Here is a 24,757-nt window from a genome sequence, read left to right as displayed (position 1 = left end):
CTGCGCATCGCTTATCTGCCGCCAAACATCTGATAAACAGATATTTCCGTCAGTCAACTGTTGCCTCCAAACATAAAAAAATGTCCCGAACCAGCCGACTCACGGCAGCATCTGTTTCCGTCCTGTTAAAATCCACGGGGAGCAGAAGCGCTTTCCGCGCCCCGTGGAGAAATCATCCGGAAATGATGGATTATTTGATTGTGATCTGTGTCAGATCCAGTGAATATGGATCAGAAGCAGCGACACCGTCAAGTCTTGTGTTATATGCAATATGTGCAGGTGCCTGAGCGATCATAAGCCATGGACCGTTCTCATATGTATCGTCCTGAATCTTTTCAAGAACAGCAGTACGTGCATCGTTGTCTGTTGCATTCAGTGCATCTGCGTAAAGCTGAGCCAGATCAGGATCCATATCTGTTGTCCAGCCTGCTCTTAAACCAACGGACTGACCTGGAAGGAATTCAAGCTGTACGTTAGGATCGTTGTAATCTGTTGACCAGTACATAACTGTGAAACCGATCTTGCCGTCACGGTAATCATCGCCAAAACCTGCTGCCCATGGCTGGGAAACAATATTGACATTGATACCGATCTGAGAAAGGTCATCTTTAACCTTCTGAGCAAGGTCTGTCAGAAGAACACCTTCCATATCAAGGTCACAAACAGGCATGTCGATATCAAAACCATCCGGATAGCCTGCATCTGCTAAAAGCTGTTTTGCTTCGTCAATATTAGTGTAATCTGCAGGGCGCTGTCCTTTTGCACCCATGAAACCATCCTGGATGATGGAGTAAGGTGTCTCTGCGCCTTCACCGACGATTGTCTGGATACCTGTGTAATCCAGTGCTTTACGGATAGCCTGCTGTACCTTTGGATTAGAAACAGGGCCGCCGTATTCTTCGTTCATATTCATCAGAAGGAAACCAACTGTCTTTGTTGCAGTGTTGATCTTGGCAACATTGTCGCCTGTCAGTTCAGACATTGTATCATCTGTCATGTTCATGGCAATATCAAGGTCACCTGAAGATAATGTCATCATCTGTGTATTGGCATCCGGCTGGATCTTGATGACATATTTGTCAACATTTGTAGACTCACCCCAGTAGTTAGGATTCTTCTCAAGAACGATTTCAGAATCAGGTGTATAGCTTGTCATGATGTACATACCTGAACCTGCACTTGCTGTGTCAAGATAAGCCTGTGCTGTATCTGTTGAAGAAGCGTCTGCTGCATCTGTACCGCCATGTTCCTTAACAACCGCGCTGTCAAGAACTGCCAGTGAGCTGTATGTCAGCTTGGAAAGGATTGCACTGTCAGGCTGTGTCAGATGGAAAACAACTGTGTAATCATCCGGTGTTTCAATGCTGTCGATCGTATCGCAGATGAAAGATGGATTACCCTGAAGATTCTTGCAACGATTAATACTGAAAGCAACATCGGCAGATGTCATCTTATTGCCACTTGCAAAGGTAACATTTTCTTTCAGTTTAACTGTTAAAGTCTTATTGTCATCTGAAAATTCATAAGAATCTGCCAGACAAGGTTCTGCTGCACCGTCATTGCTGTAGAACTTGAAAAGATTCTCATAACATGCATTAATAACAAGCGGTGGATATTTCTCGTAAACATATCCTGGATCCAGTGTGGAGAATCCGGCACCAATTGCCACTGTTACTGTTGTGCTTCCGCCTGCTGCTGAATCGCTTCCGGCTTCTGAAGAAGCAGCATTTGTCTCGCCTGATGCAGGTGCTGCTGTGTCAGATGAACCGCCACCGCATGCTGTGCAGCTTAAGACTACAGCAATGCCCAGGGCCATTGCTAAAAATTTCTTTTTCATAATCTTAACCTCCTAAATAGAAATTTCTTATGTATGGTGATTGCGAAATACTCCGTTATGTAATGCCTACCTGTTTGTCGGCCGCTTCCGCAATTATCATCAAATTAAAAATCATTCATACAAATGGCAGGCCACATAATGTCCCGGCGCCACTTCCTTGAGTTCCGGTGCCGTCTGTCTGCACTTGTCGCAGGCCTTCGGACATCTTGTGTGGAAATGGCATCCTGAAGGCGGATCATAAGGACTCGGCACTTCACCTTCCAGATGAATACGTTCCTTCTGTTCTTCCTGATCAACCTGAGGAATTGCTGACAGCAATGCCTCTGTATAAGGATGATAGCGTTTCTCATAAAGCTGATCGTAATTGGCGATCTCAACCATTTTGCCCAGATACATAACGCCGACACGGTCACTGACCTGATAAACAACATTCAGATTATGTGAAATGAAGAAATAGGTTAATCCCAGTTTCTCCTTCAGTTCCTGCAAAAGGTTCAATACCTGCGCCTGAACAGAAACATCCAGCGCGGATACCGCTTCATCACAGATAATGATCTGGGGTTCCAGTGCCAGCGCCCTGGCAATACCGATACGTTGTTTCTGTCCGCCGGAAAGCTCATGAGGATATCGGCTCAGATGATAACTGTCCAGCCCCACCAGCTGCAGCAGTTCCATAATCTTCGCATCCACATCGATCTTGCCTTTGAGGTTGTGAATTTCAAAAGGCTCCATCAAAATCTGCTTGATGGTTCTTCTTGGATTGAGGCAGGCCGAAGGATCCTGAAAAATAATCTGGGCTTCCTTGCGCATTTCTTTTAACTGTGCGCCTTTTAAACCCGCAATATCTGTTCCATTTAAATAAATATGACCATCTGTCGGCTGCTGGAGTCTGATCAGCGTCCTGCCAAGGGTACTCTTACCGCATCCGCTCTCGCCGACAACACCAAAGGTCTCACCTTTCATGATCTCAAAGGATACATCATCGACGGCTTTGACTGTCTGACCCTTTTTCTTGCCTTTAAAATAAACTTTGACATGGTCGGCTTTCATCAGCACTTCTTTGTCATTTGCTGCCATACGCTAACCCTCCTTCTTCTCGGCTGTATCTGCATACAGCCAGCATCTTACCTGACGTTCTTCCGACAGATGTACAATCGGCGGTTCGCCCTGCCTGCACTGTTCTGTCGCATGCGGACATCTCGGCCAGAAGCTGCATCCTGAAATTCTCTCTGTCGGGTTCGGCACAACGCCCTCAATAGTCTCAAGGGGTGGACGATTCTTGGTAATTCTCGGAATCGCACTCATCAGGCCGACAGTATAAGGATGCTTCGGATCATTAAAAAGCTCACGCACAGGGGCTTTTTCAACAATTCGTCCTGTATACATAACAATGACCGTATCACACAGCTCACTGACAACACCTAAATCATGGGTAATGAAGAGAACTGATGTATTCATCTTCTCATTCAGATCTCTGATCAGATCCAGAATCTGTGCCTGAATCGTCACATCTAAAGCGGTTGTGGGTTCATCGGCAATCAAAATCTGCGGCTGACAGGCCAGCGCCATGGCGATCATCACACGCTGCCTCATACCACCGGACATCTGGTGCGGGTACTCATAGGCCCTCACTTCCGGGTTGGCAATACCGACTGCCTGCATCATACGAATGGCCTCTTCCATGGCCTCCTTCTTATTCATTCCCCGATGAAGTCTCAGCGACTCTGCAATCTGTTTGCCGCACTTGATGATCGGGTTCAGGGAAGTCATCGGCTCCTGGAAAATCATCGATATCTCATTGCCTCTGATCTTCTGCATATCTTTCTCCGATGTCTTCACCAGATCCTGTCCCTTATAGAGAATCTCACCTGCAACAATCTTGCCCGGCGGATTCGGAATCAACTGCATAATGCCAAGTGAAGAGACACTCTTACCACTTCCGCTCTCGCCGACAATACCAAGCTTCTCACCTTTATGTAATGTATAATTCAAATGATTAATGGCTTTGACTGTACCTTCCACAGTCTGAAATTCTACACATAAATCTTTGATCTCTAATATTTTCTCACTCTGATTCATGGTTTGCTCACATACCTTCCATTTATCCGTCAAACTGCTCTTTCCTTCAACGCAAACTTTCATGCTTCGAAGCATCAATACGTTATAGATGTATCTGTTTACAGTTTTTCATATGTATAATGAAAAAGATATCATATTTTTTTTAAGAATTCAACACAATTCTTTCACAAATATAAAAAATTTCCTAGTGTTCCCAGAGGAAATACTTCCAAAAATTGGTGGAGTGCAGTCCAGCGTTATCGAACACAGGATTTTGACTGCACTCCTTAAAGTTTTGGCATAGCATTTCATTTCCTTATCATAATTCAGGCTTTATATTCTTCTGATATATTATTACAAGAATACAAAGTCCGAATTATGATATACTACATGTGTATATATATATCTAGACTTTTTCATAATGAGTGTTTCATTTATTTAGTACCTGACTATTTCGAAAGAAGGAATTTATATGTCTTTTTTTGAATATCTTCTCCGCCTGACATCCTGGCCGATGACGCCGCCGGTTCTTTATGGACCTTTTCATCTGATTGCAGCTTTTGGCGGCAGTGCCATCGCTATTCTGGCTGCATGGAGATTTTCTTCTATAAATAATTGCAATACAAACAATCGGGATAATCGTCGAAGCTTTGATCAGATCATGCTTGTCTCAGGCGTAATTCTTCTAATCGGGGAGTTATATAAACAGCTGATGAATTTTTATATCGTGAATAACCACGCCTATGACTGGTGGATTTTTCCTTTCCAGCTATGCAGTCTTCCTCTGTATCTGTGTCCATTGTTGATTCTGATACATAATGAAAAAAGGCACAGAATTCTCTGTACCTTTTTGCTTGATTTCAATATGATGGGAGCTGTTGCCACCTTTATCGACCCCTCCGGCATTTTCCATCCGTACTGGACACTGACACTTCATGGTGTTCTCTGGCATCTGATGTTGATTTTTGTAGGATTTGTCATTATCTTCAGCCGCAAAGCCGATCTTACAACAAAAGGGTTCCTCCGGACACTGCCGCTTTTCGCTTTTTTCTGTCTGGCAGCAGAAGTCCTAAACAGCATCCTGCATCGTTTCAGTGCCGCCAACCTATTCTATATCTCTCCCTGGGAAATGTCCACGCAGCTACTCTTTGGCGATATCGACCGAACTCTTGGCCGTCCTGTCGGAATTCTCCTGTACATTCTGGCGATGATTGCCGGCGCCTGGCTGATTCACAACACTGCCAGAAAAATCACAGCTGTCGTGAGCACCTCTGCACCCCATCAGCATGCCCCTCACTAAGGTCTGTCATTCTGACGCTGACTATACAATTCCCGTCATTCGCATCAGGTAAATGCCAATTGTCATCACAACAACGGAGCAAGGCACGGATGCCAGTATGACATTGGCCGCCAGACCATCGTCACCATCCATACTCTTGGTCATGATAAATACATTCATGGCTGTAGGCACGGCAAACAGAACAAATACTGTCACAATCTCCTCTGTCGGCATACCAATGAAAACCGCCAGCAGTGTCATCACAACCGGACCAACGATCAGTTTAAACAGCAATGCCAGCCTGATGGCCTTTCCCTCACCTTTAAGGGAATTGTCCACCATTCGTGCTCCGATCATCAGCAGTGCCATCGGTGTTGAAATAGCCCCCAGATACGTCAGAGACTTCTCCGCAGCATACGGCAGCGGCAGCCCTGTCATAGCATAAAGCACACCGAAAATAACCGCCAGGATCATCGGATTCTTGAGAATATTCAAAAGCAGTTTTCCCGGTTTCATTCCGGACATATCTCCACTATATATAGAAAGAATCAATACACCTAAAATGTTATAAACCGGCATGATAAATGTCAGTACAAGCACCGAGCAGGCCACATGGTCTGTCTGCAGAATATTCTCGATAATCGGAAGCCCAATATAAATATAATTGCCTCTATATGCGCTGTGCACTGCTGCTGCAATCTTCTTTCCGTCATGAATGTAATGACTGATTACCAGCCACGCTAAAAGAAAAATGCCGATGGTTCCGCCGACTGTCACAAGGATAAATCGTGGATTCATCAGCTCAGTAAAATCACTTCCGGCCACGTCAAGAAACATCCGGGCCGGAAGTGCATAATAGAAAACAACATTGGAAATGGAACTGACGAAGCTTGCATCAACAGTTCCTTTCCGCCGCATATAATAACCGGTTGCAACAACGATAAAAACAGGAAGAATGGTATTCACACTAAAAATCAAGTCATTCAACATTTCGCCCATAAAATTTCTCCTGAATCATTGTCTGCCATTAAAATTCTTTATTATGTGAAAAATTACAGTTCGCAGTTGTTGACTGTACGAGGGAATGGGATTACATCTCTGATATTGCCCATACCAGTCAGATACATCACACATCTCTCAAAACCGAGACCAAAGCCTGCATGACGGGTTGAACCGTATTTTCTGAGATCCAGATAGAAGCTGTAATCTTCTTCCTTCAGACCCAGTTCTTTCATACGTGTCAGCAGCTTATCATAGTCGTTCTCACGCTCACTGCCGCCGATAATCTCACCGATGCCAGGCACAAGCATATCCATCGCTGCAACCGTCTTGCCGTCAGGATTCTGTTTCATATAGAAAGCTTTGATATCCTTCGGATAATCTGTCACAAATACAGGACGTTTGAAGATCTTCTCAGTCAGATAACGCTCATGCTCTGTCTGAAGATCACATCCCCAACTGACCTTGTAATCAAATTCATCATTGTGCTTTTCAAGCAGTTCGATGGCTTCTGTATATGTCACACGTCCGAAATCAGATGTTCTGACATGCTCAAGTCTCTCAAGAAGTCCCTTGTCTACAAACTGATTGAAGAACTTCATCTCTTCCGGTGCATGCTCTAATACATAACCGATGACATATTTCATCATACTTTCAGCCAGTTCCATATCATCCTGAAGATCAGCAAAAGCGATTTCAGGCTCAATCATCCAGAACTCCGCAGCATGACGCGTTGTATTGGAATTCTCAGCACGGAATGTAGGGCCGAATGTATAGATATTGCGGAATGCCATGGCAAATGTCTCACCATTTAACTGACCGCTGACAGTCAGATTTGTTGGTTTGCCAAAGAAATCCTCTGAAAAATCAACCTTTCCGTCTTCTGTCTTTGGTACATTGTTCAGATCCATCGTTGTTACCTGGAACATCTCACCGGCACCTTCACAGTCACTTCCTGTAATCAGCGGTGTATGCACATACACAAAATCTCTCTCCTGGAAAAATTGATGGATTGCATAAGCGATCAGGGAACGTACTCTGAATACAGCTTCAAATGTATTCGTTCTGGCTCTCAAATGAGTCAGTGTACGCAGATATTCAAATGTATGTCTCTTTGGCTGTAACGGATAGTCCGGTGTAGATGCACCTTCAATCTCAACTGTATCTGCCTGAATTTCAAATGGCTGTTTAGCCTTTGGTGTTGCAACAAGCTGTCCCTTCACAATAACAGCTGCACCCACGTTCAGATGACAAATATCACTGAAATTGGACATTGCATCATGGAAAACAACCTGTAAAGGTTCAAAATAAGTACCATCATTCACAACAAGGAAACCAAATGTTTTTGAATCTCTGATGTTGCGAACCCAACCACCGATTTCAACCGTCTGGCCGATATAGGCGTCACGGTTTCTGAAAATCTCTCTGATTGTTGTTAACTTCTGCATATAAACTTCCTCCAAATTATCTCACAAATACCTTCTTCAAATGCCAGATATCTCTTACATACTCTTCAATGGTTCTGTCAGATGAGAACTTGCCGGAGCATGCTGTATTGAGAATGGCCATTCTGTTCCATGACTTGCTGTCTCTGTAAGCTTCATTGATCTTCTCACGTGCCTCAGCATAAGATCTGAAGTCTTTCAGAATGAAGTAAACATCCTGATTGATCAGAGAATTGAACAGTTCACGGAAAGTCTCCGTATCGCCATTGGAATATGTGCCGTCCACCATCTGATCCATAACTCTGTGGATATCTGCATCCTGCTCATAGATTTCTCTCGGATTATAACCACCGTTGGCTTCATAACCCATAACTTCATCGGAGCTCATACCGAAGATAAAGGCATTCTCGCTGCCGACTTCTTCAACGATCTCCACATTGGCACCATCCATTGTACCCAGTGTAATGGCACCGTTCAGCATGAATTTCATATTGCCTGTACCGGAAGCTTCCTTGCTGGCTGTTGAAATCTGCTCTGAAACATTGCTGGCTGCAAAGATGATCTCTGCATTGGATACACAGTAGTTCTCAATGAAGACAACTTTCATCTTGTCATTGACAGCCGAATCATTGTTGATCACATCCGCAACAGAATTAATCAGTTTGATGGTCTGTTTGGCTGTCTTATAGCCGGCTGCAGCCTTCGCACCGAAAATAAATGTTGTCGGATAGAACTTCATATCCGGATTATCTTTCAGCTGATTGTACAGATACATAATGTGCATAATATTCATCAGCTGACGCTTATATTCATGCAGACGCTTGACCTGTACATCGAAAATGGAATCCGGATTGATATCGATACCATTATGCTCTTTGATATATTTTGCCAGACGCAGCTTATTCTGATACTTGATCTCCTGGAATTCCTTGCGGGCCTTGGAATCATCCGCCAGCGGAGCCAAACCTTTCAGCAATGGCAGATTCGTGATCCATTCGTCTGTACCAAGCTTATCTGTTACCCACTGTGCCAGCAGCGGATTCGCATGAAGCAGGAAACGTCTCTGAGTAATACCATTTGTCTTGTTGTTGAACTTCTCAGGCATCATCTCATAGAAATCATGCAGCTCTCTTTCTTCCAGGATCTGTGTATGCAGTCTGGCTACACCATTGACAGAGAAGCCTGCAATGATCGCCATATTCGCCATACGTACCTGACCTTCATAGAGAATCGCCATATTGCGGATCTTATCATACTGGTTCGGATACTTCTCTTCAACCTGGATCAGGAAACGACGGTTAATCTCTTCCACGATCTGATAAACTCTCGGCAGCAGACGCATAAACAGGTCAACCGGCCATTTTTCAAGGGCTTCAGCCATGATGGTGTGGTTCGTATAAGCACAGCATCTTGATGTGATATCCCACGCATCATCCCATTCCAGATTCTCCTCATCGATCAAAATACGCATCAATTCAGGCACAGTAACCGTCGGGTGGGTATCATTCAGCTGGAAAACAACCTTATCCGGCAACTGATGGATGTCATCATGTGTTGCCTTAAACTTCTTGATCACCTGCTGCAGGCTGGCTGATACGAAGAAATACTGCTGTTTCAGACGCAGTTCCTTACCACTGTAATGATTATCATTCGGGTAAAGGACTTCCACAATACTCTTGGCCAGATTCTCCTGCTCAACCGCTTTCTGATAATCACCCTTGTCAAAGGAATCCAGATTGAACTGTACAAGAGGTTCTGCATCCCAGATTCTCAGGGAATTGACAATACCGTTGTTGTATCCCACAACCGGCAGATCATAAGGTACAGCCATGACAGACTGATAGCCGTCCTGGATATATATATTACGCCCAAGCTTCTCATTGTATTCAATTCTGACATAACCGCCGAATTTGATCTCCTGAGAATATTCCGGACGCTTAATCTCAAATGGATTGCCGTTCTTAAGCCAGTCATCCGGGATCTCTACCTGTTCACCGTTCACGATCTGCTGCTTGAACATACCGTATTTGTAACGGATAGTACAGCCGTAAGCCGGATAGTTCAGTGTGGACAGGGATTCAATGAAGCAGGCTGCCAGACGGCCAAGGCCGCCATTGCCAAGAGCCGCATCCGGCTCCTGGTCTTCCACGACATTGATATCCAGTCCCATCTCCTGAAGGACTTCTGCCACTTCCTTATAACAGCAGAGATTGATAAGGTTGTTGCCCAGGGCACGGCCCATCAGGAACTCCATAGACAGATAATAAACGGTCTTGGCATCCTGTTTCTCGTATTCCTTGTGAGCATTCAGCCACTCATCAATGATCATATCCTTTGATGCATAAGCCACCGCCTGGAAAATCTCCTGCTGGCTGGCTGTTTCAGGTGTCTTTCTGAACAGATACTTGATATTGTTCAGAATTTCCTTCTTAAATGCTTCTTTATCAAATGGTTCGAATACTCTCTTTTCACCAACTGCTGCTATATCACTCATTCAGGCATTCTCCTTTTCTACACCGATCACAACGGTTTCGCCGTTGATATTCCACTCTTTATTATACCCCTTGATTGTATCAAAGCAGATTTCATTTGCCAATACTTCATCTTTGATTTCGGCATTGTTGCTGTCAACCAGAGCTTTGATCTTATCATTTTGAGCAAAATAAACACGAATATGATCCATGACTTCGAATCCGGCTTCTTTACGCATTGTCTGGATTTTGGAAATGATCTCACGGACAAAGCCTTCTTCTACCAGTTCAGGTGTCAGATTGGTATCAAGGACAACGGTTGTCTCGTATTCTGTATCGGAAACATAACCCGGCATCTGAGCGGCATCGATCAGCAGATCTTCTTCCAGAAGTTCGACCTGATCACCATCTGCATCAAATGTCAGTTTGCCTGTTGTCTTCAGTTCGTTCATGGCTGCGTTGCCGTCAACACTGCCAAGATACTGTCTGATGGCATTCAGTTTCTTGCCGTATTTCGGACCAACTGTACGCAGCTGCGGTTTAAAGCTGTAAGATGTAAATGCGCTGACGTCATCTGTGAAGACAACTTCTTTGACATTTAATTCATCTGCAATAATGTCTTTGTAGAAATCAGACAGTTCAAAAGCAGCCTTGACATACATCTTGCCGATTGGCTGTCTGTTCTTGATGTTGGCTGTATTTCTGCAGGCACGGCCCTGTACAACGATCTGGAGAACATGATCCATGTCTTCTTCAAGCTTTGTATCGATCCATTCTTCATTCACTTCAGGGAAGTCACAGAAATGGATACTTTCAGGTGCATTCTTATCTACATTCACAACGATGTTTCTGTAGATTTCTTCTGTCATGAATGGGATCATCGGTGCAGCAGCCTTACAGATTGTAACAAGTGCTGTGTAAAGTGTCATGTAAGCATTGATCTTATCCTGCTCCATGCCCTTTGCCCAGAATCTTTCACGGCTTCTTCTGACATACCAGTTGCTCATATCATCCACAAATTCCTGCAGGACTTTGGCTGTTTCAGGGATCTTGTAAGCAGCCAGGTTGGCGTCAACGGCCTTCACTGTAGAATTCAGTTTGGATAAAAGCCATTTATCCATAACAGATAATTTGCCGTAATCCAGTGTATATTTCATCGGATCAAACTGATCGATCTCAGCATACAGTACATAGAATGCATACGTATTATACAGTGTTCCCATAAACTTGCTGCGGCCTTCAAGAACGGCTTTCTTGTGGAAACGGTTCGGCAGCCATGGTGCGGAGTTGGAATAGAAATACCAGCGGATCGCATCTGCGCCGTATTCTCTCAAAGCTTCCATCGGATCAACCGCATTGCCCTTGGACTTACTCATCTTCTGACCGTTTTCATCCTGTACATGCCCCAGAACGATAACATTTCTGAATGGAGACTGGTTGAACAGCAGTGTGGAGATCGCCATCAGAGAATAGAACCATCCTCTTGTCTGGTCAACGGCCTCTGAAATAAAGTCTGCAGGATACTGTTCTTTGAACAGTTTTTCATTCTCAAATGGATAGTGATGCTGTGCAAATGGCATAGAACCGGAGTCAAACCAGCAGTCGATAACCTCCGGTACACGATGCATTTCCTTGCCGCATTCCGGACACTTGATGGTAACAGCGTCAATGAATGGACGGTGCAGTTCGATATCATCCGGGCAGTTGTCGGACATACTCTTTAATTCTGCAATACTGCCGATGGCATGCTGGCATCCGCATTCACATTCCCATACATTTAATGGTGTGCCCCAGTAACGGTTACGGCTGATACCCCAGTCCTGGATATTCTCAAGCCAGTTGCCGAAACGGCCTTTACCGATGCTCTCAGGGATCCAGTTGACTGTGTTGTTGTTGCGGATCAGGTCATCCTTGACAGCTGTCATCTTGATGAACCAGGATTCGCGTGCATAGTAGATCAGCGGTGTATCACATCTCCAGCAGTGTGGATAGCTATGCTCAAAGTTCGGTGCGGAGAACAGGAGTCCTCTCTCCTTCAGGTCTTTGATAACTTCAGGAGATACGCCGTTTTCACCTTCCAGATCTACTCTCTTGATACAGGAATGACCGGCCCACTTTGTTTCCTTTGTCATCATACCATTTTCATCTACCATCTGTAAAAATGGCAGGTCATATTTTCTGCCGACCTTGCTGTCGTCTTCACCAAATGCAGGTGCGATATGAACAACACCTGTACCATCTGTCATGGTAACGTAGCTGTCGCAGACAACATAGTAAGCTTTCTTCTTTGTCTCAACAGGATAAAGGGCTTCGTATTCTTTATATTCAAGGTCTGTACCTTTATATGTCTCCAGAACATCGTATGTGCCTTCGCCAAGAACTGTATCAGCCAGTGCCTGTGCCAGATAGTACACATAATCTTCCTCTTTCATCTTGACTTTGATGTAAGTTTCATCAGGATTAACACAAAGTGCAACGTTGGACGGCAATGTCCAAGGTGTTGTTGTCCATGCGAGGATATAAGCGTCTTCGCCTTTTACCTTGAAACGTGCAATGGCAGATCTTTCTTTGACATCTTTATAACCCTGTGCAACTTCATGGCTTGAAAGCGGTGTTCCGCAGCGAGGGCAGTAAGGAACGATCTTGTAACCTTTGTAAAGGAGCTTCTTGTCCCAGATCTGCTTCAGTGCCCACCATTCGGATTCGATATAGTTGTTGTCGTACGTAACATACGGATGCTCCATATCTGCCCAGAAACCAACGGCATCGGAGAATTCTTCCCACATGCCTTTGTATTTCCAGACGCTGTCCTTACAATGCTGGATAAACGGTTCCATACCGTAAGCTTCGATCTGATCCTTGCCGTCCAGACCAAGCATCTTCTCAACTTCCAGCTCAACCGGCAGACCGTGTGTATCCCAGCCGGCTTTACGCGGCACCTTATAGCCCTTCATTGTCTTATATCTTGGGATCATATCTTTGATAACACGGGTCAGCACATGGCCGATATGCGGCTTGCCATTGGCTGTTGGCGGTCCATCATAGAAAGTAAATTCAGGACTGTGCTGTCTCAGTTCAATACTCTTTTCAAAAATCATGTTGTCGGCCCAGAATTTCTCGATTTTCTGCTCTCTCTCAACAAAATTCTGATTGGCACTTACTTTGTCATACATCTTGTCTCCTCCTTATATAAAAAGCAAAGTAGATTTTAAAAAATGAAATTAAAAAAGCTCCCACTCCGAATAGGAATGAAAGCTTGTATTCATTAAACCACCTATACGACATACTGACATATGCGTCCCTGTAACGGAGGAAAATCCGGCACAGCTTACCCGGCATCTGACACCTTCTATCATACATACACATATATATTCTGCATATCTATCCTCTGAAATCTGTCAGCCTGTCAGCCTGCAACTCAGGAGTGATCTTCACATCCATGCTACTCGCACCGGCTCACACCTGCCGCCGGCTCTCTGAAACTTTCATACGGAGCTACTGTCTCTGTCTTCGTTTTTATCCACTATGTAATCATAGTACAAACCTTTTTGTCTGTCAACCTTTAAAATCAAAAATCCCCTGTTTTGTATACAGAGGATTCCTGTCTTTTCTTTATACGGATAATGAGGCCAAGCTCATGCTCATGCCTGTATGCAGCCTTGCTGAATATCTGTTATAAATTAACAGGATTCCGCAGGGTCGGCTGTCGGTGCTTTCTGTTTGCCCATAGCCTTCATGACGGTTCTAAAAATCAGTCGTCCAAGAGGACCGGCACCAAAAACCTGCCAGCAAAGTGCCATTGGGAAGTTCATCACTGTTGTCTGGAACCATACCGCAATGAAATTGTTGCCTGCGTTCTTAAAAAGTAACGTTGCAATAAAGCTCATCATCGGACACATCAGACATACGATCATAGATGAAATCGCCAGTGTAATGAAAATCGGCTTATCCTGCGGGGATACGATACGAAATGCCAGCATTGAAGCCAGTTTTTCAACAACAAAAAATTCAAGAATGATAGCTGCAGGCCACATGATCTTCATTTCACCAAATGCCATCAGGAATACCTGATTCGTCATACCACCAATACTCAGTGAAATATTATAACAGATCATGGCATAGACCATCAGAAAGGCCATCATAATAGTAAAGAAAACATTTTGTAATTTTGTCTTTGGCATAAAATACACTCCTTTTCATTAGAAAAGAACATAATGTGTGTTGTTCGTTAATCAGTTCCATGCCTTTGGACTCACTCTCAAATCCCGGCATCACCTGTACGTTTCCAATTTCTGACCAAATACATTCTTCGTTTTAAGTTCGCTTATTTTTTTCAGCGTCCATTATTCTACCACAAATATTTCTTCTTCGTAAGTGTTTTTTCGCCATAAAACTATTTTCTGTATATTTTCTATTTAAGTGTCCTCACTGCCTATTTTTCTATGCATCTTTACCAAGTTTCTTCATATGGGAAAATATCCAAAAATTTTTCTGTATTTTGTTGATAAAATGACTTGTAAATTTTCACCGGAATATTATAATAGCTATGGGGAATTAATCCCCCATTTTATTTCATTATGTTTATTAATTGAGGAGATCGGAATTAATATGTATAGAGGAGACGACATTCTTAAAATTTACGACCAGGATCTGAACAACATTGGACGTGCCACCCGCGAAGAAGTACATACCCAGGGCCTGCTTCATCAGGTTGCCCATGTATGGATGTTCCAGCCAAAGGAAGATGATACTTATATCATGATTCAAAAGCGTTCACTTGACCGCGAACTATATCCCGGCAAATACGACCTGATCCAGACAACACATTTTGATCCTGATGAAAGCTATGAAGAAGCCATCGTCGACAGTCTGGAATACTACCGCGGACTGAAGAAATCCAAAGAAGACATTATCCATGTGGGCAGCACCCATCAGCAGATTGACACCGGCGACTACCATGACAATGCCCTTGTTCAGGTCTTCGCCATCTTCACAGCCAAGGCACTTTTCATCATGCCGGATACAGAAGAAATCGTCAAAGTCCGTTTCGAAGACTTCCGTCAGCTCATCCACGGCAAGCAGAACACCATCAAACTTTACTCACTGGATGATGTTTATCTCAAAGAGAGCAGCGCCGATGAATGGTGGCTGAGGAAAGACGAATTTGTCGATGTTGTAGAACCATATATCGACAGCCGAATTGAAGAGCTGTAAAAGTCTTTCGTTGGTTTTGGCAATCGGACGACAGGCATAGAAAATAAAACATCCATGAAACAACGCGCACCCGCACGAAACGTTTCATGGATGTTTTATTTTCTATGCCTGTCTGTGTATTGGCCAGAACTATAAAACCAAAAAATTTTTAGGTTCAGTCCAGGGACTTCTCTAATGCCGACCACAAAAAACTACTTGAACTGAACCGTCATTTTATTCTGTATTTGCCCTTTCCATGCCCCTTCACAGGCTCGATAAGTTCCAATTGATGCATGATCTCAATTGTACTTCCGGCTCTATAATCTCCATAGTGTAATGCACTTTTTATTTCTTTGCGCCCAAATATCTGATCAAACGTAAATGTTTCAAGGACATTTTTGACATTCCCGGCACATCCGATCTGCACCTTCACCATATTCCTTGACAAAATTGCAGTCTCTCAAAAATTCTGCTATCTTCTTTAACGCCTGTTATGAAAAATCCCCCTGAAAACATTTCGTGCGGATGCACGCTGTTTTCAGGGAGTTCCTTTTTATACAAAAAGTTACAGTATAATTTTCTTTATACTATAAAAAGGGCACTGTCCTGTGACTTTCTTTCTGAAACATTTGACACGCTTTATTGTGTCTGTTTCAGAAAGAAAGTACATCAGGACAATGCCCTTCATAGTACAGAATAATTATACTGTAACTTTACATTTTATTCTGTGATATCTGCATACATGAAGTACCAGAAACCGTTAGCTGAATGCCAAGCACCTGTGATCTTGCTGCTCTGCAGCCAAAAATCGTTGTAGTAAGCGATTGGAATACAACCTGCATCTTCCATCAGAAGGTCTTCTGCTTTGTGAAGGTCTGCTGAACGTGTAGCTGCATCTGTTGTAACTCTGGAATCTTCGATAGCTGCATCAAAGTCTGCATTAGTGTATTTACCATCGTTGTTGCCGTTTGTTGTGCAGAACAGTTCAAGGATGTTGGATGGATCTGTGTAGTCACCTACCCAACCGTTACGAGCAACATCGAATTCGCCGTTACGACGCATTGGTGTGAAACTTGCCCATTCAACGATGTTGACTTTAAGGTCGATACCAATTGCAGCCCAAGCCTGCTGTAAGTACTCAGCTACAACCTTGTGGTAACCTGCATCATTTGTTGTGTACTCGATCTGCGGGAAGCCTTCGCCGTTTGGATAGCCAGCTTCTTCCAGTAACTTCTTAGCTTCTTCAAGGTTAGCGTCGAAGTTGTCATTGTCAATGTAAGGTGTGCCGCCATTTGCATTTTCAGCAAATGAAGAACCATCTGTATCTAACCAGCCAGGACCTACAATTGCGCTTGCAGGTGAATATGTACCCTGCATCAGAGTATTCGCTACGTAGTTACGATCGATTGCAAGGCTTAATGCCTTACGTACTCTTGCATCCTGGAAATATTCTTTCTGAAGGTTCAGGCTGACATAGTATGTACCAATGATAGGATCTACATGGAATTCTTCATTGCCCTGAAGGCTAGGAATTTCTTCTGTAGGAACATCTTTGATCATATCAACTTCGCCACTTGTGTATGCACTGTAAGCAGCGTTGGAGTCTTCGATCAGTTCAAACTCAAGCTTGTCAAGTTTGATGGCCTCAGCATTCCAGTAGTTAGGATTCTTGCTGAATGTGATGTGTGATCCAGGTACCCATTCTGTCATCATGAAAGGACCATTGGAGATATAAGTATCCGCAGATGTTGCCCAAGCATCACCATTTGCTTCAACTGTTGCTTTCTGAACAGGGTTTAATGTTGCGAATGCTGCAAGTTCGCCGAAATATGAGCAAGGATGTGCAAGATTTACAACAACTGTCTTCTCATCAGGAGCCTGTACATCAAGTTTTGTGATATCGCCTGCTACTGCTTCATCATAGCCTTTAACCATACCAAGAACTGTCTCAGCGTATGGAGCTGCTACATTAGGATCACATACACGCTGCCAGCTGTAAACAAAGTCTTTAGCTGTCAGATCTGTGCCGTCTGACCATTTAAGGCCATCTCTTAAGTGGAATGTCCATGTAAGACCATCTTCTGATGTCTCCCAGGATTCTGCCTGTCCTTCCTTTAACTGGCCATTCTCATCAAGAGTCAGAAGACCTTCAAATGCATGAAGGATCATGTTACCGCCATCTACAGCACTATTCAGTGCAGGGTCAACAGTTTCTGGATCAGGACCAACCTGAACTTTCAGGATTTTCTCGCCGGTAGTGCTGCCAGCTTCTGTGGATTCTGCTGTTGTCTGGTTGTTGTCGCTTGCTGCTGTTGTTTCTTTTGCAGCGGAGCTGCCGCAGCCTGCCAGACCAGCTACCATAGCAGCTGTCAGCAGAAGAGGTAAGATTCTCTTTTTCATGTTCTCTTCTCCTTTTCTTTTTTACAGATGCTCAGAACCAACTGCTTGGATCATGGCTCCGAACAATTTGCATTTTCTATAAACATTATGCATTCCGCATAACTGCTTATCACAACTTATAATATTATAGTAACTGTTCAGAGCTAACCTCCAAAATGCTACGCATTTCGTCGGTGTGGCGTATCCGCCAAATAAAATTTCAAAAACAGTCTTAAAAATGCAAGCATTTTATACCTGTTTTTTGAAATTTTGCTTAGCTCTGAACAATTACACATTATACCCTTCACAGCGCTGTCTGTGAAACGGTACTTTTAGTTGCACTTGTCCAGATGATGACAAGCTGCATAATGTCCCGGAGCCACTTCCTTGAATTCCGGAACTTCCTTCGCACACTGCTCGTCTGCATATGGACAGCGTGTTCTGAAACGGCATCCTGAAGGTGGATTCAGCGGGCTAGGTACATCGCCTTCAAGAGCGATACGCTTGCTGGCCCTTGCCTGCTTCGGGTCTGCGATCGGGATCGCAGAGATCAGACTCTTTGTATATGGATGCAGGCTGTGCATTGTCAGCTCATAGCTGTCGGCAAGTTCAACCATTCTGCCAAGGTACATAACGCCGATACGGTTGGAAATATGCTTAACAACGGACAGATCATGGGCAATGAACAGATACGTCAGATTCATGCTCTCCTGCAGATCCTCAAACATATTGATAACCTGCGCCTGAATAGAAACATCCAGCGCGGAAATCGGCTCATCACACACAATGAATTCCGGATGAACAGCCAATGCTCTTGCAATGCCGACACGCTGACGCTGACCGCCTGAGAACTCATGCGGATAACGATTTGCATGCTCGGAGTTCAGACCAACGCGACGAAGCATCTCGATAATCATATCATAACGCTCCTGCTTGGAAGATGCAAGATGGTGGATATCAATTGGTTCACCGACAATATCACCGACTGTCATACGCGGGTCCAGACTGGCATATGGATCCTGGAATACAATCTGCATTTTCTTACGATAAGGCAGCATATTCTCTGCAATCTTTTTCTCTTTATCAAAAATAACCTTATCATCATAAATAATTCTGCCGCCCGTCGGTTCATAAAGACGGAGCAGTGTACGTCCTGTTGTTGTCTTACCGCATCCGGACTCACCAACAAGACCAAGTGTTTCACCTCTGTTGATAAAGAAGGAAACATCATCTACAGCCTGAACATATTTCTTGTTCTTTCCAAAACCACCGGCCGGAAAGTACTGCTGCAAATGTTCTACCTGAACTAATTTATCACTCATTTTGCGGCCTCTCTTTCCATCTGTTCCTTCTGGTTCATCCAGCACTGTGTATAGTGTACATCATCGAAAGTTGTCACCGGTGCCATCTCTCTCAGGCAGATCTTCATACAATTTGAACAACGCGGTGCAAACGGACATCCTGCAGGCGGATTCAGCAAATCGATCGGTGTACCTTCGATCGGCACCAGACGCTCATGCTCTTTGGCATCCAGTCGCGGAATACTCTTCAGAAGGCCCTTTGTATATTCATGCTTCGGATTGTAGAAAATATCATCCGTTGTGCCGTATTCGACAATACGTCCGGCATACATAACGGCAATCCTGTCGCACATGCTGGCAACAACACCAAGGTCATGAGTGATCATGATGATCGCCATGCCAAGCTTCTCTTTCAGCTCCATCATCAACTCAAGGATCTGTGCCTGAATCGTCACATCAAGGGCTGTTGTAGGCTCATCGGCAATCAGAAGCTTAGGTTCACATGCCAATGCGATCGCAATCATAACACGCTGTCTCATACCACCGGATAACTCATGCGGATACTGCTTCAGACGCTTTTCAGGCTCATTGATACCAACCAGTTCCAGAAGTTCCTTGGCTCTGGCCCGGGCCTGCTCTTTATTCTTGTCTGTATGCAGAAGAATAACTTCCATGATCTGGTTGCCAATTGTATAAACAGGATTCAGACTTGTCATCGGATCCTGGAAAATAATCGATACTTCGTTGCCTCGGATCTTACGAAACTCCTTCTCAGACAGATCGTTGATACGGTGACCGTTAAAATCAATCGTACCACCGACTAACTTACCCGGGTAAGCAGTCAGTCCCATCAGACTGTATGCAGTAACGGATTTACCTGAACCACTCTCTCCTACAATACCGAGGACTTCACCATCATTCAGATGGATAGAAACGTCATTCAATGCCTTAACTTCACCGGCAGGTGTAAAGAATGAAAGACGTTCGTGCTGTATATCTACAAGATATTCTGACATAATCTTACACTCTCCTTCCTAGTTCTTAAGTTTAGGGTCAAAGGCATCTCTGAGGCCATCGCCCAGTAAGTTAAAGCTCAGAATGATCAAACTGATAACTGCTGCCGGAATAAACAGCAGATACGGATATGTATTCAAACCATTGATTGCATCACTGGCAAGACTTCCCAGAGAAGGCATCGGAACAGCAACACCAAGACCGAGGAAGCTCAGGAAACTCTCCGTAAAGATAGATGACGGGATCTGCAATGTTGTTGTAACGATCAGTGTACCGATACAGTTCGTCAGCAGATGCTTCTTGATAATTCTCGCTGAAGATGCCCCCAGTGCTCTTGCAGCCGTAACATATTCACTTTCCTTCAGCATCAGGATCTGGCTTCGTACCATACGCGCCATACCAACCCAGTACAAAAGGGCAAATACGATGAAAATACTGATCAGGTTCTCACCAACAACGGAAATCCATCCGAAGCCCGGTGCCTGAGCCAACACCTTCAATGGTGCCTTCAAAGCGAAGGACAAAAGAACGATCAGCAGGACATCCGGAATGGTATAAATAATATCAACAATACGCATCATGATCAGATCGACCCAGCCGCCTGCAAAAGCAGCGATGGAACCGAAAATAGAACCGATGACAAGAATGATCGCTGCTGCAATGATACCAACCAGCAGGGAGATACGGCTTCCCATCATGACACGGATCGCATAATCACGGCCCATCTTATCTGTGCCGAAGAAATGCGGAAATACCTTCTCGCCGGCTGCTATTTGCTCCATCTCTTTGGCAGAATACTGCATCGGTGCAAGGTTATTCGCACCCTGAATCTGCTGTTCGTAACTGTATGGATAAAATGCCGGAACGATAAAGGCAAAAATCATAACAATAATAATGATAAACAGACAAACCATGGCCACTTTGTTCTTACGCAGACGTCTGAAACCATCTTTCCAGAAGCTGACGCTGTCACGCATGACAACAAGGCCTTCCTTCTCTTCATCAGTAGCCGGAAGGAAGTCGTCTGGATTTAACTTTAATTGAAAACTTAACGGATTCTTCTCCATTATCACTTACCCTCCTGTTTATTTCAACTTGATACGCGGGTCTACCAGTTTGTAGACAATATCAACAATAACATTCATAACGATCATGATCGTCGCAAGGAAAATTGTTGTACCCATAATCATCGTGTAATCACGGCCATTGATGGCTTTGATAAATTCGCCGCCAAGACCCGGAATTGTAAAAATCTTCTCTGTAACAAAACTACCTGTCAGTGTATAAGCCAGCATAGGACCTACATATGTAATAACAGGCAGGATCGCATTACGAAGGGCATGCTTAAACAGGGAAACCTTCTGTGACAAACCCTTTGCTTTCGCTGTACGCATATAATCCTGGCCGAGAACATCCAGCATGGATGAACGCATCAGACGCATGATATATGATGTCGGATAAGCTGCCAGCGCAATCACCGGCATAATGTAGCTCTGTGCACTCTTAAGACCCAGTGTCGGCAGCCACTGCAGTTTAACGCCAAAGACGTAAAGGAGCAGCGTACAGATGACGAACCCGGGCACCGCAATGCCGCAGGTGGCAATGACACTGAATAAACTATCGATAAAAGTGCCTCTCTTGTATGCAGCCAGAACACCCAGCGGCACACCGACACAAAGTGCAAGGACGACAGCCATTCCACCTAATTTGGCGGATACAGGGAACTTTGTCGCAATAATATCCATAACTGTACGGCCTCTCTGCTTCAGGCTGTCACCGAAGTCGCCGTGAGCTGCATCGGAAATATAAGTAAAATAACGTTCTGCCATAGGTTTATCCAGTCCATACTTAGCTTCCAGCGCTTTTGTTGCTGCAGGGCTGATTGCCTTCTCTGATAAGAACGGTCCGCCCGGAACCAGGTTCATCAGAAAGAATGTGATCGTGGCAACTGCCCAAATAGTCACGAATGCAAGTGCAATTCTCTTGAGTATGTATTTACCCACTTTTCTCTCTCCTATTCAATTTAGTTTTTCTGCTATTATAACGTCTAAGGCGGACATTTGTCTATGTACAAAAAATACCATTTGTATAGCATACTGCGTCACGTTAATAGACTAAATAACAACAGTCATATGAAATAATTTAAATTATAGCATATATTGTTTGAATTGTACAGCAAAAAAAACACTTCGCAGCTTTAACACAGCAACTCCACGAAGTGTTTTCTGAATATTTATTCATTTTTTAATGTTTTTTGACATTTTTGCTAATATTTATTGGAAATATTTGTCATCCTATTCATTTATCGAACCATGTCTGGTGTAATCTCATCCAGACTGAAGGCACCGCACATAGCCATCGTATCTGCCAGTTCTCCGGCCAGTTTGTCAATGTAGGCTTTCACGCCTTCTTCGGCACCACCGTAAACAGCTGTTACAAAAGGACGGGCGATAATAACTGCATCTGCACCAAGTGCCAGTGCCTTGAAAATATCCACACCGCTTCGAATGCCGCCATCCACAAAAATCTTCATGCTGCCGCCGACAGCCTTCACGATTTCAGGAAGAACTTCTGCTGTTGCCGGGCACTGATCCTGTACACGTCCGCCATGATTGGATACAACAATGGCTGCTGCTCCCGCTTCCTTCGCCTTCAATGCACCCTTCACTGTCATAACGCCCTTCACGATAAACGGCGCACCAGCCATTTCTGCAATGGCCTTCAGATCCTCGACGGATTTGCCGCCTGCCGGCGGATCCATATTCTTCAGGAACGGCAGACCGGCTGCATCCACATCCATAGCCACTGCAAAAGCACCGGACTTCTTCACAAGATCCATCTTCTCACGAATCGTATCCAGATTCCACGGCTTCACTGTCGGAACACCCATGCCGTCGGCCAATGCGATCGCATCTGTTGCCGCTTCCATCACCTTCGGATTCGTACCGTCACCTGTAAAAGCAACAATGCCATTTTCTGCACAGGCAGAAACAAGGACTTTATTATAAGAAACATCATCATATGCATCGCTGTAATGCAGGTTCACAGCCCCTACAGGTCCCGCAAAAAACGGATACCTGAACTTCTTTCCAAAGAGTTCAAGGGATGTATCCACTGTCTTCGGCGCACACAATGTATCCATATTCACTCTGATCTCCTGCCACTTCTGGTAATTGCGAATGGCCGTATCGCCGACACCCTTGGCTCCGGGACCCGGAACGGTGTTGCGGCATGCCAGACCATTGCAGACCGGACAGGCCTTACATAACTTGCCGATGTTCTCTCTTGCATTCGCAAGTACTTCATTATAATTCATAATCTCCTCCTCACTCCGACGGCTTCCCTCATACCCCACTTGTGAGTTCCGGCGCCAAATCCATGTCTGCCGGCCCCCTGAAAGCATCGGATTTTGATATAATGATTAAATATCAACAGTGCCTGAAATCATACGTTCAGGCACTCTTAACCCTACAAACTAAGTATAACACCAATTACACCAGATGCAAGAATATAAATGATCGGATGCTTGCCTGTTTTCTTGTAAACAACATACAGCACCACGCCAAATATAAACGCTTTTATATTGAAGAGATCCGTCAGCGATCCTGTTTCTGCAAACAGCTGTGTTCTCAGAAACGCGGCCTCAGCCACACGAAGTCCTGCCACAGAAATCAGACCCACGGATGCGGCTCTCAGGCCATACATACAATATTGTACGTATTTATTCGTTTTAAATTTCTCCAGAATATTCGACACAATAATAATGATAATAATAGAAGGTGTTACCAGTCCGGCCACCGCAGCAATACCGCCCAAAACACCCATGGAAGTAAAGCCCGTATAAGTAGCCATATTGATGCCCATCGGTCCCGGTGTGGATTCCGAAATAGCGATCATATTGGAAATATCATCCAGCGTAAACCAGCCTGTCGCAGCCTGCATATCATAAAGGAACGGCAGTGTTGCCAGACCGCCGCCAATGGCAAAAAGTCCTGTCTTAAAAAATTCCCAGAAAAGTCTAAATATCAACATGTTTCATCCCTCCTATGCTTTCTTCTGCGCTTTTGAACGCTCCATCAAAGTCTTGATGATCACACCTGCTGCTCCGGCACATACGATCCATACAAAAGATGCAACATTGGTAAACAGTGACAGAATCACAACGGCCGCAAAGATCAGATACGTCGCCGCATCGATCAAAGACTTCTTCGCTAGTTTGATAACGGCATCAAGCACCAGGACGCACACACAGACACGAATACCTGCAAGGGCATGCTGTACCCAGACAATATGTGTAAAACTGTTAATGAATGCGGCGATGATCATGATAATGACCAGTGAAGGGAAAACACATCCGATAGTCGCCACAATACCACCGATAATACCTTTGCGCTTATACCCGATAAATGTCGCGGTATTAACAGCAATAATACCCGGTGTACACTGACCGATAGCATAATAATCCATCAATTCCTCACTCGTTGCCCAGTTTCTGTTCTCCACAACTTCACGCTGCAGAATCGGCAGCATCGCATAGCCGCCGCCGAAAGTAAAACCGCCAATCTTGGCAAACACAATAAATAATTCCCATAATTCTTTCATACTCTCTATAATCTCCTTTCTCTTCCCATCCGAATCCCTTTCTGTCAGGATTCGCTTTATTTATCGTTGTGAAAATACACCTCCTGGTTTATAATGATTCTTAAAGCAATGTTTTCCTGTCCACCATTTCATTACGGCCGATGATGCCTCCGTTCCGGAGAGCATACATTATGATAGAG

General features: G+C 44.3%; 19 protein-coding genes. 2 read left to right on the top strand and 17 right to left on the bottom strand.

All coding sequences use genetic code 11. The features are described 5' to 3' along the window. Positions 1 to 190: 190 nt before the first annotated feature. The 3 genes from HED67_RS02590 to HED67_RS02580 form a co-directional block, all read right to left on the bottom strand. Positions 191 to 1,837 (bottom strand): ABC transporter substrate-binding protein, encoded by a 1,647-nt coding sequence (locus tag HED67_RS02590; RefSeq protein WP_221717435.1) that lies wholly within the window; start codon positions 1,835 to 1,837, stop codon positions 191 to 193. Between the two features lie 111 nt (positions 1,838 to 1,948). Next, positions 1,949 to 2,914 carry an ABC transporter ATP-binding protein gene (locus HED67_RS02585; protein ID WP_221717434.1) on the bottom strand — a complete coding sequence of 322 codons (966 nt, stop codon included), beginning with the start codon at positions 2,912 to 2,914 and terminating at the stop codon, positions 1,949 to 1,951. 3 nt (positions 2,915 to 2,917) lie between these two features. Continuing rightward, positions 2,918 to 3,916: an ABC transporter ATP-binding protein gene (locus HED67_RS02580; RefSeq protein WP_221717586.1), complete on the bottom strand. Its 999-nt coding sequence runs from the start codon at positions 3,914 to 3,916 to the stop codon at positions 2,918 to 2,920. 451 nt (positions 3,917 to 4,367) lie between these two features. Between HED67_RS02580 and HED67_RS02575 the strand changes: the two genes are divergently transcribed. Continuing rightward, a complete protein-coding gene (locus HED67_RS02575; RefSeq protein ID WP_221717433.1) occupies positions 4,368 to 5,195 on the top strand; it encodes a TMEM164 family acyltransferase in 828 nt (275 codons plus the stop codon). A gap of 21 nt (positions 5,196 to 5,216) precedes the next feature. On the opposite strand, the gene HED67_RS02570 is transcribed toward HED67_RS02575, so the two are convergent. The 5 genes from HED67_RS02570 to HED67_RS02550 form a co-directional block, all read right to left on the bottom strand. Next, a complete protein-coding gene (locus tag HED67_RS02570; RefSeq protein WP_221717432.1) occupies positions 5,217 to 6,173 on the bottom strand; it encodes an AEC family transporter in 957 nt (318 codons plus the stop codon). 53 nt (positions 6,174 to 6,226) lie between these two features. Beyond that, positions 6,227 to 7,621: an asparagine--tRNA ligase gene (gene asnS / locus HED67_RS02565; protein WP_178438332.1), complete on the bottom strand. Its 1,395-nt coding sequence runs from the start codon at positions 7,619 to 7,621 to the stop codon at positions 6,227 to 6,229. 16 nt (positions 7,622 to 7,637) lie between these two features. Further along, entirely contained in the window at positions 7,638 to 10,112 is a 2,475-nt protein-coding gene (locus tag HED67_RS02560) for a glycogen/starch/alpha-glucan phosphorylase (protein WP_221717431.1), read from the bottom strand. Then, positions 10,113 to 13,262: an isoleucine--tRNA ligase gene (ileS, locus tag HED67_RS02555; RefSeq protein ID WP_221717430.1), complete on the bottom strand. Its 3,150-nt coding sequence runs from the start codon at positions 13,260 to 13,262 to the stop codon at positions 10,113 to 10,115. Between the two features lie 507 nt (positions 13,263 to 13,769). Then, positions 13,770 to 14,270, bottom strand: coding sequence for a DUF2798 domain-containing protein (locus tag HED67_RS02550; RefSeq protein WP_178438339.1), 501 nt, complete (start codon positions 14,268 to 14,270; stop codon positions 13,770 to 13,772). Positions 14,271 to 14,697: 427 nt separating this feature from the next. On the opposite strand from HED67_RS02550, the gene HED67_RS02545 reads away from it, so the two are divergent. After that, complete coding sequence (locus HED67_RS02545) at positions 14,698 to 15,303, top strand: NUDIX hydrolase (protein ID WP_221717429.1); 606 nt, start codon at positions 14,698 to 14,700, stop codon at positions 15,301 to 15,303. A gap of 208 nt (positions 15,304 to 15,511) precedes the next feature. Here the strand turns inward: HED67_RS02545 and HED67_RS02540 are convergent, their stop codons facing one another. From HED67_RS02540 to HED67_RS02500, 9 genes are all read right to left on the bottom strand, one after another. Continuing rightward, positions 15,512 to 15,730, bottom strand: a complete 219-nt coding sequence (locus tag HED67_RS02540) for a hypothetical protein (protein ID WP_221717428.1) — start codon at positions 15,728 to 15,730, stop codon at positions 15,512 to 15,514. A gap of 272 nt (positions 15,731 to 16,002) precedes the next feature. Further along, complete coding sequence (locus tag HED67_RS02535) at positions 16,003 to 17,682, bottom strand: peptide ABC transporter substrate-binding protein (RefSeq protein WP_221717427.1); 1,680 nt, start codon at positions 17,680 to 17,682, stop codon at positions 16,003 to 16,005. Between the two features lie 311 nt (positions 17,683 to 17,993). Next, on the bottom strand, positions 17,994 to 18,983 hold the full coding sequence (locus HED67_RS02530; protein ID WP_117540740.1) for an ABC transporter ATP-binding protein: 990 nt from the start codon (positions 18,981 to 18,983) through the stop codon (positions 17,994 to 17,996). Next, positions 18,980 to 19,978 carry an ABC transporter ATP-binding protein gene (locus tag HED67_RS02525; RefSeq protein ID WP_015514952.1) on the bottom strand — a complete coding sequence of 333 codons (999 nt, stop codon included), beginning with the start codon at positions 19,976 to 19,978 and terminating at the stop codon, positions 18,980 to 18,982. Before HED67_RS02525 ends, HED67_RS02530 begins: the two co-directional genes overlap by 4 nt. An 18-nt stretch (positions 19,979 to 19,996) precedes the next feature. Next, positions 19,997 to 21,043, bottom strand: a complete 1,047-nt coding sequence (locus HED67_RS02520; protein WP_178441345.1) for an ABC transporter permease — start codon at positions 21,041 to 21,043, stop codon at positions 19,997 to 19,999. An 18-nt stretch (positions 21,044 to 21,061) separates the two neighbouring features. Beyond that, complete coding sequence (locus HED67_RS02515) at positions 21,062 to 21,979, bottom strand: ABC transporter permease (protein WP_178441344.1); 918 nt, start codon at positions 21,977 to 21,979, stop codon at positions 21,062 to 21,064. Between the two features lie 299 nt (positions 21,980 to 22,278). Further along, positions 22,279 to 23,292: an alpha-hydroxy-acid oxidizing protein gene (locus HED67_RS02510; RefSeq protein WP_221717426.1), complete on the bottom strand. Its 1,014-nt coding sequence runs from the start codon at positions 23,290 to 23,292 to the stop codon at positions 22,279 to 22,281. Positions 23,293 to 23,444: 152 nt separating this feature from the next. Beyond that, entirely contained in the window at positions 23,445 to 24,008 is a 564-nt protein-coding gene (locus HED67_RS02505) for a chromate transporter (RefSeq protein ID WP_015514949.1), read from the bottom strand. 12 nt (positions 24,009 to 24,020) lie between these two features. After that, the gene (locus HED67_RS02500) at positions 24,021 to 24,578 is read right to left on the bottom strand and encodes a chromate transporter (protein WP_117540748.1); all 558 of its coding nucleotides are present in this window, start codon (positions 24,576 to 24,578) and stop codon (positions 24,021 to 24,023) included. Between the last annotated feature and the right edge of the window lie 179 nt (positions 24,579 to 24,757).

It is taken from the genome of Pseudocoprococcus catus (genome assembly GCF_019734885.1).
GTDB lineage: Bacteria > Bacillota > Clostridia > Lachnospirales > Lachnospiraceae > Coprococcus_A > Coprococcus_A catus.
This window is presented reverse-complemented; position numbering and strand designations above follow the sequence as displayed.

Excerpts from the sequence above, each read along its gene's own strand:
- HED67_RS02590 (WP_221717435.1), bottom strand. The coding sequence starts at position 1,837 with ATGAAAAAGAAATTTTTAGCAATGGCCCTGGGCATTGCTGTAGTCTTA.
- HED67_RS02585 (WP_221717434.1), bottom strand. The coding sequence starts at position 2,914 with ATGGCAGCAAATGACAAAGAAGTGCTGATGAAAGCCGACCATGTCAAA.
- HED67_RS02580 (WP_221717586.1), bottom strand. The coding sequence starts at position 3,916 with ATGAATCAGAGTGAGAAAATATTAGAGATCAAAGATTTATGTGTAGAA.
- HED67_RS02575 (WP_221717433.1), top strand. The coding sequence starts at position 4,368 with ATGTCTTTTTTTGAATATCTTCTCCGCCTGACATCCTGGCCGATGACG.
- HED67_RS02570 (WP_221717432.1), bottom strand. The coding sequence starts at position 6,173 with ATGGGCGAAATGTTGAATGACTTGATTTTTAGTGTGAATACCATTCTT.
- asnS (WP_178438332.1), bottom strand. The coding sequence starts at position 7,621 with ATGCAGAAGTTAACAACAATCAGAGAGATTTTCAGAAACCGTGACGCC.
- HED67_RS02560 (WP_221717431.1), bottom strand. The coding sequence starts at position 10,112 with ATGAGTGATATAGCAGCAGTTGGTGAAAAGAGAGTATTCGAACCATTT.
- ileS (WP_221717430.1), bottom strand. The coding sequence starts at position 13,262 with ATGTATGACAAAGTAAGTGCCAATCAGAATTTTGTTGAGAGAGAGCAG.
- HED67_RS02550 (WP_178438339.1), bottom strand. The coding sequence starts at position 14,270 with ATGCCAAAGACAAAATTACAAAATGTTTTCTTTACTATTATGATGGCC.
- HED67_RS02545 (WP_221717429.1), top strand. The coding sequence starts at position 14,698 with ATGTATAGAGGAGACGACATTCTTAAAATTTACGACCAGGATCTGAAC.
- HED67_RS02535 (WP_221717427.1), bottom strand. The coding sequence starts at position 17,682 with ATGAAAAAGAGAATCTTACCTCTTCTGCTGACAGCTGCTATGGTAGCT.
- HED67_RS02530 (WP_117540740.1), bottom strand. The coding sequence starts at position 18,983 with ATGAGTGATAAATTAGTTCAGGTAGAACATTTGCAGCAGTACTTTCCG.
- HED67_RS02525 (WP_015514952.1), bottom strand. The coding sequence starts at position 19,978 with ATGTCAGAATATCTTGTAGATATACAGCACGAACGTCTTTCATTCTTT.
- HED67_RS02520 (WP_178441345.1), bottom strand. The coding sequence starts at position 21,043 with ATGGAGAAGAATCCGTTAAGTTTTCAATTAAAGTTAAATCCAGACGAC.
- HED67_RS02510 (WP_221717426.1), bottom strand. The coding sequence starts at position 23,292 with ATGAATTATAATGAAGTACTTGCGAATGCAAGAGAGAACATCGGCAAG.
- HED67_RS02505 (WP_015514949.1), bottom strand. The coding sequence starts at position 24,008 with ATGTTGATATTTAGACTTTTCTGGGAATTTTTTAAGACAGGACTTTTT.
- HED67_RS02500 (WP_117540748.1), bottom strand. The coding sequence starts at position 24,578 with ATGAAAGAATTATGGGAATTATTTATTGTGTTTGCCAAGATTGGCGGT.